Raw genomic sequence first — 11,072 nt, 5'->3', positions numbered from 1 at the left:
TCAATCAAATGCGCTTTGATTATCGAGATTGGGTTTTAGGTATAGACCCACATAATTTGGTATTTGTAGATGAATCCGGTTTGAGGTTGGGAATGACACGACTGTACGGTCGTGCAAAAATTGGTGAGCGATTGCATGATTCATGTCCTCGCAATCGAGGACAAAATATATCTTTCATCGGAGCTTTAAGTTTGGATGGGCTGATTGCCACTATGAGTATTTCAGGTAGTGTCAATACCGATGTGTTTGTAACTTATGTGCAACAGATTCTAGCACCACAGTTATGGGCTGGAGCAATTGTTGTCATGGATAATTTATCAGTACATACTGCTGCGGTGATTCGAGACTCAATTGAAGCAGTTGGTGCACGTCTTGTCTTTTTGCCTCCTTACTCACCTGATTTATCTCCAATTGAATTATGCTGGTCAAAACTGAAGCAGTGTTTACGAGCAGCAAAAGTTACAACCCATGAGGCACTAAATCACGTTTTAACTCAGATTGTGAATGAACACATCTCCTCTGATGATGCTTGGGGTTGGTTTGCTCACTGTGGTCTATTCATCTGAAAACTGCTGTAAGAGGACTTGAGCTATTTGTCATAGGTTTTCAAACTATGGCGGTTTTTGCGGCTGGTATAGCAAAGTGCTGTAGACGCTTGGTGCGGCTATTGTTCTCCTTCAAAGACGAAGGCCGCGTAGCTTGCTTAAGCGTAGCAGGGCTGTTTCGTTCCCTAAAATAGGTAAAATAGTAAGATTCAAAGAAATAAAAATTGAGAACAAGCGCATAATTATAGTAAAAAATTTTTGCGCCTTCAACCAAAAATACGCGATTTTTCTTTGCATCTTTGCGACGACAGTCGCTTCAAGTCGGCAGAGCCGCCCAACGCGCTGCCTCGTCTTTGCGTGAGATTATCCTCAGTACAAATCCCCATCATCAGTGAATGAAACAGCCCTGGCTTAAGCGTAGGGGTACGAGAACGCCTAACGGCGAACCCGCAGGGTGAAGCCACTGCGCGATCGCGCTTTGCTGACAGCCACGTATGTGGCGTTGCTGAGTAGAAACCCATTTGGTTCAAGGCTTTGAGCAAACATTGTCCTAACCAATGTGACTACAGCTATATGATGAAAAACGCCAAATCCTTACTGGGTGTGGCTTAGGAAATGTTTCTCTTGAAAGTTACGGTGGCTGTGAATAAAGAAGTCGGCAACAACTAGGAAAAGTTTTGTAATTAAATTTACACATTAATCCACTTTTCCCACTTTTTTACTTAGATTAGCAGACAGTTTTTTCTCCACAGCTTTTGTATGACTTTAATTAAGATTATTTATTCAAGGCAATTTAGGATGCTTACGAATGAGAATAAACCTCAGATTAATACTTTGAAGTCGCTAAAATTTGAAAAATCTAGCATAACAATTAAAAATGTGAAAAGTAAGAAAAGTAGGAAAAGTAGCAACAGTAGAGAAAGTAAGGAAAATACACTACGAACTCATTGATATTTTGCTCTTGCCACAAGTATTCAAGGCTTGGTATTTATAAATTTTTAGCTTATGAAAGTACAGCAAATAAGCCAAAATTAGCAAATTTAATATTGACAATGTAATCATTTAATTTAATAATGCTTTATATTAATTACTCCTTTAGATGTACTGATATTTCAGTAGGGCTAATGCTAGATTTTTGAAAAAAACAATAGATTTTTTCAGGAATAGCATAAAAAACTTCAATTTTTATTCTTATAAAAAATAATTACTGCCTATTTATGATTAACTGAAAAACTGTATTAAATTTAACAAATATAAACTTAAGTATTTACCTATTAATAGTACTTTTAATTAATATACAGTCTAAGCTTGCGTAACTATTAAAACCTAAATATTTCAGTGGTGGAAAAATGATTTACGAATCATCGAAAAAAATTCTGATAATTGAAGATGATACAGCCACCTGTAATCTTTTCTTGAAAGGTCTTCAAATTAAAGGTTTTCATGTCATAACTGCTAAAAATGGTCTTGTTGGTATTCAGCAAGCACAAGAGCATTTACCTGACTTGATAATTTGCGATATTGTTATGCCTGATATGGATGGTTATAGTGTTCTAAAAAAGTTGCGCCAAGAACCTACGACAGCAATTATTCCTTTTATTTTTGTCACTGGCTTTGACACTAAAGCATCTATTCGCAAAGGTATGGACTTAGGAGCAGATGACTATCTCACTAAACCCACTACAGTAGACGAATTAGTTCGAGCCATCAATACTCGACTACAAAAGCAAGCTACTCTCAAACATTGGTGCGCTAATAAATTTCAGCAAACCTCAGAATCATTACCCACAGCGGAAGCTTTACTAACTGACCCAACAGAGTCGTTTTTCCCTTGCGTTCCCCAACTACAAAAAGTTTTCGATTTCATTGAAGCCAATTATCACCAAGCAATTACTTTGTGCGATGTAGCTGTTGCAGTTGGTTATTCACCTGCTTACTTAACTAACCGAGTTGCCAAGCAGACAGGAGAGACTGTTAACAGCTGGATTATTAAACGTCGGATGGCACAAGCCCGTTTTTTACTGCAAAATAAACATCACACAGTTGAGCAAATTGCTCAAGCATTAGGCTATCAAGATGTGTCTCATTTTTCACGTCAATTTCGCCAGCATCACGGCTTACCTCCTGATACTTGGCGCAAAGAAAATCAAGCAGCTGCTTTGCGTTCTACTTAGAATTACTGAAACAGGACTTACACACAGGTAACGGAAAAACGTAGACACATTAGCGAAGCTTTGCTGCAAGCTAGTGGCTTCCCGTTCGCCGTTAGGCTGAAGTTCCCCTATCGGGAAGTAAGCTACGCGGAGCGCGTATTTGTAGGATAAGAGTAGGGTATCGCAGCATATACTCATACCATTTCTTTGTGAGGCTACGCCAAATTTTTTTCTTTCTTTGTGACGGCAGTCGCTCATGGGGGACTCGGGGCCCCCACGACCGCAGGGAGTAGGGGGGGGAGGAACCCCCAAGACCGCGCTGCCTCTCCTTTGCGCCCTTTGCGGTTTGTTCCTCATATAGTTTGGCGCATCTTCATACAGAATTGGTATTATGCATTTTATTTGCTGTCAAATTTAGTACAAATCTAAATTGTATTTGGTAAAAATATTGGTTCTATAACAATCATATTTTTACTCATTTGATTTGTAAGAAAAATAGCATTTTAGTCTTCATATCTATAGTAATTATTGGCAAAGGAAGCAAAATTATGTTTGAGAGCCTAGGGATAGGTTTTAACATTTAACGCTGACAAATAATAATTAATCTCTTTGAGGATCAAATACTTATGCCCATTAATGATACTAGTAGTCAATTACTTTCTCATAACGGGCTAAATTCTGCTTCTATCTCCTCAGTAGATACTTTTCATATCCAGGATAATCATAGCTTGGGTCTGGGCGGTCGTAGTAGCTTTTATCAAAAGGCAGAAATTACCAGTAATGCTACTGCTACAAGCGCTAAAAACTATAATTCGACCTCCGGCTATGGCTTGGTAAATGCAGGCGCAGCAGTCAGTAAAGCTGCTGGTCAAAATACTTTTAGTGATGTTCCTAAACTTGGTGGTAATAATTGGGGAGCAGACTTGGTTAACGCCCCAGAAGCTTGGGCAAATGGATATACAGGTCAGGGTGTTGTTGTTGCTGTTGTAGACACTGGAGTTGACTACAATCACGAGGATTTAAAGAATAATATTTGGACTAATACTAAGGAAATTCCTGATAACGGTATAGATGATGATGGCAATGGCTATGTAGATGATGTCCGAGGCTGGAACTTTGATGGCAACAACAATAACACTCTAGATGATAACGGTCATGGTACTCATGTTTCTGGCACGATCGCTGGCGAGAATAATGACTATGGTGTGACTGGCATTGCCTATAATGCTAAGATTATGCCTGTAAAAGTTTTGAATGAATCCGGCTCTGGGTATTATAGTGCGATCGCTGATGGTATTCGTTATGCAGCGGACAATAAAGCTAATGTAATTAACCTCAGCCTCGGAGGCAATTATTCTAATAGTACTCTCAAATCAGCTATTGCATATGCCAGCAGCAAAGGAGTAATTGTGGTCATGGCAGCAGGTAATGATGGGGAATCCTCACCAGATTATCCTGCCCGTTATGCAAATAACTACGGAATTGCTGTTGGTGCAGTGGATAGCAATAATAACATGGCTGACTTCTCTAATCGGTCTGGTAGGAATGAACTTGCCTACGTCACAGCCCCAGGAGTTGATGTCTACTCTACAGTACCAGGTAATCAGTATGCCACTCTCAGCGGTACATCTATGGCTACTCCCCACGTTGCTGGTGTAGTTGCACTGATGCTTAGCGCTAACCGCAACTTGACTGATGCCGAAGTACGTCAGATCATCACAGACACAGCAGGAAGTAGCACACAATCGGCAAACTCTGGTATTGATATTAGTTCAATCAACATCAGTTCTTTAGTACAGCAAGCGTTTGCAGATATATCAGTCAACAATCCATTAACTACCAATCTTAACTTCAATACTAGTTCCATAGCCGAGAGCAACCCTGAAAATTCTATCTTTAAAGCTGACTCCACATATGAAAACAAAAGTATGCCAGTGAGTTCAGAAATTTGGTCAGAATTTCGATACTACGATAGCACTCTCAGCAGCAACAATAATACAAGCAACAATGATGATGACAAAAATGATGATAATCAAAACAATACAGATATTCAAAAAATGCTAAATCAACTGCAAAAGCAGATAGATCAGTACAGTAGATTGTTTAATCGCTTTTGAAATCAGACAGTCTAGAGAATCGATTGAAGAAAGGAGAGTTTCAAAGTTCATACCATTTCCAAAAATATTTGCAAGATATGAATCGACTGTAGGGGCGTACAGATGTACGCCCCTACTAGGGTATTTGTATCAGGTATTTCGTGAAATGGTATAAGTCTACATAGCAAAAATAATCCTAATTGGGAGAATTAGGATTACAATTAATCAAAAGAGAAGCATAAGAGCTATAGTTCCTATCATCCACAATAACGATTTAACCGTAACGTTTTCTATTTCCGCTTTTGGCAATGCTGCTAACGAGCTTTTTAAACTCAAGCAACATTAGCTGTAGTTTAGAAGTTTTATCTAATTTCCCCCACCACAAGGAAACTCGATCTTAAGCACTCAAAGTTAAGAATGGAGTCAGCCGCCATTCCAACTTTTCTTTGCTCAGACTTGATCGGAAAAAGAACCACCAGCAGCAACGGTAGATCGTTAATCTGGGTATAATACTTACTCCCAGAGACACTGACTGCTTCAGCAATAACAGCCAGTTGTATGTGTTTGATAGTCAGTTAATTATGGATGTTATTTTTGAAAACAAATTTACTCCTTAGTCTTCTCTGTTTAAATAATTATCTATAATTTATAGGATTTGATTATTAATGAATTGCCATTTTGGCATATTTTAGCAATATAATTCCTATCTTCTTTCCAAGAGTGAACACGAAATAAACCTGCCAGGCGATGATTTTTCATCAGCCTGGTAGGCTATGAAACACTCAATGGCATCTGAACTCAAATCCAGTGAATAAATAGCTTTTTTAGCTAATTTCACAGAATTTTAAGGAAAAATCTTCAGTGCTTTCAGGTTGTGGTTCAGATTTGATCGGTTGAGATTCATGAATTTATTTTGCTAACAACTGATCCAAACCACTACCGCGAATTTCTGTTTTTTTACCTACTACATCCAGATAAGCAAGGTCTTTTATCTTATCTATGCAACTTGTTGCAACATTGGTATCAGATTTTTTATTCGGAGATAACTGTGGGGTTTTTATACTTTCGTCACACTGTTGGGGGAATTTGTTGCCTTGGGAGTTTTCTTTGAGCAATCTGTTATAGGTGCGGTAGGGGATGTAGTGTAAAGGATTGTAACCAGCCAAACGTAGTATTAAAACACATGCCCAGGAATACTTTCCGGCCAAAATCGCCTCAACTATTTGGTCAAATTGTTCAGGATTGATTTTTTGATTGAAGTTGTTACTAATGCCGGCAATGTGTTGATTCATAGTGTTAATTGTCTTGGATGAAACTAGTGCAATTCTTTTATGTTGGTGGCAGGAGTTACTTCGCTGGTGATACTGGGAAAAGTTGACAAAGTTTGGCAGCGTTCAGAGTAAATTCCATAATTTTTCTAGCTGCTACTTAATCCCCAGTCCTTTTTACCTGTATTTCGCCTGATGATTATTTCCATGAGCTGATCTTTTAGTCCAAATCTTGAGTGTTTCCAATCAAGTATATTTGCTGTTTTGCCCTAAATTTTGAGATTATCCCTGATCTAATCTATGAAAGTTATCACTGCTGGTTTTTCAGATGTAACCTTTATTTAGCTGTGAATCCCAGGTAAATTTTTACCTCTTCCCATATATGTAATTTAAACGGCAGTAAAAAGTCTCCGTGTAGCTCTCAGTAGATGCCGTTTTTCACCCTTTTAATGTCTGTGTTTTTAATTTAATTTCTTTGCCTGTCACTTTTATTGTATTACTTTTTGCGCGAAACTTATGAGTGATTTTGTAAAAATTCAATAGATTTAGGTTAGAACTTTAAAAAAATCGCTCTTGAATATTAAGAACAAAAAACGTATTTATACTCTTTATATACAGGATGTTATTTTTCATATTAGCTGTAATTACGTTAAATTTACTGAATATATTTTGACATTCATTTGTGTATTGTGCAACTTTGTTTTTTGTCCTACATTTATTATGTAATGAGGGGTTACACCCCTCGGAGACTATGATTTATAATCTTTCATTGGCTTGAGTATACAGCAAAATCTACCATCAATTACATTTACAAACAACTGATAAATATAGCACCATAAATATTATTAAAAAAATCTAAAATATACTTATTAGATGTACTTGAAAAAATTTTTTAATATTGACAATAAAATACTTATGTGTATATTCTCTGAATACCGCGATTGGTAAGCTTTATAGCTATAGCCTACATAGCAAGTACAAAATAAAAATGAGTGTAAATGTTAGTGTATTGTTAGCAAGTAATCACGATAAATAACTTGTAATAGTTGCAAATGTGTGGTATGATATACAAACTCGTTTTCAGTTACAATTTGTATGTAGCACAAGGTTTACTTGTAACTGTTGAAAAAAAGATTTAGCTGGCTTAGCCTGAACATCATCAATGTAATTTAGTAATTTATCAAAAATTAATTGACAAAGGATATTGCTCAGGTTATCCGAGAAAAAATCTACAACTATAGGTAGGTCTAATACCAATTTTGTATAAACGTCTGCCTTATTATTCCCCTAACTTATCGTCAGGAGCATGTTTTTAAATCGATATTCCTCATCGCCAAAAACTCCAGCCGCAAGGGGATAGAGTTTTGTATACTTGTAAAGATATAGTTGAGGTGCGATCGCGCTTTATGGCAGCAACACCCAAACTATATAAATTCTTAACTGATACCTGTTGAGTGTTAACAGTAACAGCCGAATAATTAGCAATTAATAGTATAGAATGGTATATTTTTTATTTCATTCAGTTTCACAGTGGTATTAACTTTGATTATGTAATTTTTATTTCTTACTAAAGGTAAATTTAATGACCTGAAATCAAACTGGTAATTATTCAGGAATTTTACATAGATTTTTATGATAAGATTGTGATACATAATCGACATTACTGTGACCAAAAAACCAGTAAAATTAATACTTTGACAGCACAAAATAGACAATAAATACAAAAACTCTATTATCATTAACACTGTTATTGGGAGTGGGAGATATTTATATTTGTTGAAAGCAGTCTAAACTTGCCACTGCAAACTATTTATTAAACCTACTTACATTTTCTTTTCATTAATAAAATAACCGGAAAATAATATTAAAAAATGTCAAATTTTACTGTTTTAATTAGGCAATATATCCTCCAAAAGCATGATATTAAAACATTTTGACAAGCTAAAATGTATTTATAGATACAAATTGTTTTTCTAGCGTTGCATATTTGCGGGATGATTTGGCAAATAAAAAATTTCTTCCCCTGCTCCCCCAGCTTGCCTTAATTCATCCCTCTGTTCTGCAACACTGTTTTTCTAGTATCGCTATCCTGCGGGAACCCTCAATGGCGGATGGGTTCTCCTGTGGAGTGCGGTTCGTTTTTCCGCCACTCTTGCGTAAGTCCTGAAAGATGTTTAAGTAAGTCGGTGGAAATAAACCAAACTATGTTATGAAACGTAAATGGGCTTGAAACCCTTACAAATGACGCCACGTGCTTCACTTGGGGAGCCACCCCCGTAGGCGGGTCTCCCGACAGCCAAAGGGAGTGGTATGAGAACCCAAGACTGGACTGCCTCACCGTAGTGGTTCACAAATGACAAATGACAGTCCTAGCCAGTTATCTTTAATTGCACCGCCCTACTTACTGGATAAATAAGTAAATTGCCCAAATCGCCATTGCCCGTAAATAAGTACTAGCGCGGAATGTGCCAGCAGCAGTTACAGCTTCAGGAGTGCGGAATTGTAGCCCATTTATGTAGATTTGCTCTACCACAGCTTGTGTCAACCGAAATCCTTCGTCTTTCATTCCCATCTGTACTAGAAAAGCTGCCAAGCCAAAGTTAATACCTGTCCAAACTTCCAGAGGATGAGTAGCTTGAGGATTTTCTGGTGAACCGTCGGGACGAACCCCGTTAGCTGCACCAAACTTGCCATCGCCAAATTTCAAAAAGCAAGCTTCATAAACAGTTTTTAAGGCAGAGAGGGCGCGATCGCTCGGTACAATATCCGGTAATCCTAGTAGACGGGCGTAGAATTGTCCACACAATTGGTCTGCCATTACTACATCGGAACCACTCTCACTATCTAATCTGTAATATTGACCATTCCAAAGTTTTTCTTGGTAAATTGGGCGAGATTGTTTTAACCAAGTTTCATAGGTGGATTTTTGCACCGCCAAGACGCCAAGGTCGCCAAGGTTATGATTTAATAGAATTTGGCTGATGGCGATCGCTGCTTCTAAGGCTGCTAACCACAATCCGCCACAATAAGCGCTGACACCTTGTAACCGCCAATCATCAAAGGTTTGGTCTGGTGCGCCTGAGTTTTCGGGAATGCCATCACCATCTAGGTCAAAGGTTTTGAGGTAGTCTAAGGTTTGAACAATTGCACTCCAGCAGTCTGCCAAAAATTCTACATCATCAGCACCTGTGAGCAAATAATCTCGGTATACTTGCAAGACAAAATCACAACCTAAGTCTTTCCACAAATTACAGTCTTGATAGCTGGTATAGTTGGTTTTCTCCCAGACATGCTCATTGGGTGCGCCTAAATCGTGGGGTGTTGCGCCTGCAACTTTGCGAACAGCGATTGGACTTTCTGACTTAATTGTGTAGTAATAGCCAATTACACGGGGAGTATGATCACTGTGGGGAATTGCCCGTGCAAAGGCACGTATAACTGACTTTTCTAATTTTGGGAACAGTAGCAGCAGCCCAAAGGAACCATACAACCGCACATCTAAGCTTTCATACCAGCGGTAGTCTAAGCACTCTAACACGGCAAATTGACCGATGGGGTCAAGTTCTGATGCGGCACTCCAGAGAGTTCCGCCGCTGGTGAGGTCGTAAAGCTCATTAAATAAAGCCATTTTGAACCAAGAAGGTAAATCTTCGCGGTTAATAATGGGTTGTTGCCAGCTTTCAATTTTTTGTTGCCAAGTATGGTATTGTGCTAAAGCGGTGGTTGCGATCGCCCAAGCATTTTGTCCATTTTTGCCAAAGAAGTCTGTATATCTGCGGTAATAATTAATTCCGGCGGCGAATTCTGTTACAGGTAAATCCCAAGCTAGCACAAAGGGAATTTTGAGAGTTTCACCTGGTTGGAGGGTGAAACGAACCGCAAGGGCTGCCCCTAATTGTTCATCTGCTGCCGCTGGAGTTGCATTAATATAGTTATCTAAAGAACCATTGTCAGCAAAAGTTGACCATATCTCTTCACCAGCACCTACAGGATTCCATTTCGTGTGGTGAAATACTTCTACTTTTGCATCTTGTAGCGTCGCAATGCACCAACTGCCGTCTCCTTCTTGTACAGGTTCAGCAATGTCAACTCGGCCTAAAAAGCAACCAAGGTATTGGGGACTTTCAACTAAATAATTGTAGTTGCCTTGACTTTCACCCCAGCGTGGCTGATAGTCGTAAACTGGGCTACCATCATCCCGTACCCGCACTTCGGGAGATTTTTGGGCATTAGTAAACCAGCCCACCATATTTTGCCAGGTGAGCATAATGCTCAGAGTGATGGGTGTATCAGTGGGATTGTAAGCATTCCAGAGAAACACCGCTACAGGATAACTAGTTTCTTGGTAATTGTTTGCCCAGATGGGAGAGAACTGTTCACAAGTTAACTTTGCTTGAAATACATTCTCGTAAACAAACCAGCTACGAGGATACAAAGCATGATACGTACCCGTTTGCTGTTCAAAACCACTTCCTCCCCCCTGCTCCCCTGCTCCCCTTCCTCCACTAGCTGCATACCATTGCCAAGCCTTGAGACTACCATCATCAGGCAGTTGAGTAGACAAAGCGTAGGCTTGGGAAGATGTACCATTTGATTCAAACACACTGAATTGACAGGCGGGGGCGCTTTTAAAGAGATGTTCACCGCCATCAATGTGCCATAAATTAAAGTCTCCTCGTGAAGAACGACCAATGCAACCTGCACCAAAGCCACCCAGAGGCATACCGTGCCAAGGACCATCATCAATATTACTAGCGTAGCGGACGGTATAAGGTTTATCCCAACCTAAACCGATGGGACGATTCCAAGTGCAAGAGGGAATTTTCGAGGAGGGCTGATTTGTCATCGCCTGATTTGACAGCGTGCGGTTACGCTAAGGAAGTTTAACGCGATGTGCAATTTTAATCAATAAAAATTATTGCACTTGTAATGCAAAGTATAATTTTATACTTAAATTACAATGAAAAAGACGATCGCATTTCACTCAAGGTTATATATATGTAACTTTTG

5 protein-coding genes are annotated in these 11,072 nt (G+C 38.9%); 3 read left to right on the top strand and 2 right to left on the bottom strand.

Translation table 11 applies throughout. The features are described from left to right. The 3 genes from I8748_RS23760 to I8748_RS23750 form a co-directional block, all read left to right on the top strand. Positions 1-566 (top strand): IS630 family transposase (locus I8748_RS23760; protein ID WP_198127004.1); only part of this gene is annotated, 566 nt, incomplete at its 5' end. A 1,328-nt stretch (positions 567-1,894) separates the two neighbouring features. Next, entirely contained in the window at positions 1,895-2,719 is an 825-nt protein-coding gene (locus I8748_RS23755; RefSeq protein ID WP_198127003.1) for a response regulator transcription factor, read from the top strand. Between the two features lie 605 nt (positions 2,720-3,324). Beyond that, entirely contained in the window at positions 3,325-4,815 is a 1,491-nt protein-coding gene (locus I8748_RS23750) for a S8 family peptidase (protein ID WP_198127002.1), read from the top strand. A gap of 887 nt (positions 4,816-5,702) precedes the next feature. Here I8748_RS23750 and I8748_RS23745 read toward each other — a convergent pair. Beyond that, the gene (locus tag I8748_RS23745) at positions 5,703-6,086 is read right to left on the bottom strand and encodes a HetP family heterocyst commitment protein (RefSeq protein WP_198127001.1); all 384 of its coding nucleotides are present in this window, start codon (positions 6,084-6,086) and stop codon (positions 5,703-5,705) included. 2,377 nt (positions 6,087-8,463) lie between these two features. Then, complete coding sequence (locus I8748_RS23740) at positions 8,464-10,908, bottom strand: GH116 family glycosyl hydrolase (protein ID WP_198127000.1); 2,445 nt, start codon at positions 10,906-10,908, stop codon at positions 8,464-8,466. Positions 10,909-11,072: the final 164 nt, after the last annotated feature.

The organism is Amazonocrinis nigriterrae CENA67 (assembly GCF_016056305.1).
Lineage (GTDB): Bacteria > Cyanobacteriota > Cyanobacteriia > Cyanobacteriales > Nostocaceae > Amazonocrinis > Amazonocrinis nigriterrae.
This window is presented reverse-complemented; position numbering and strand designations above follow the sequence as displayed.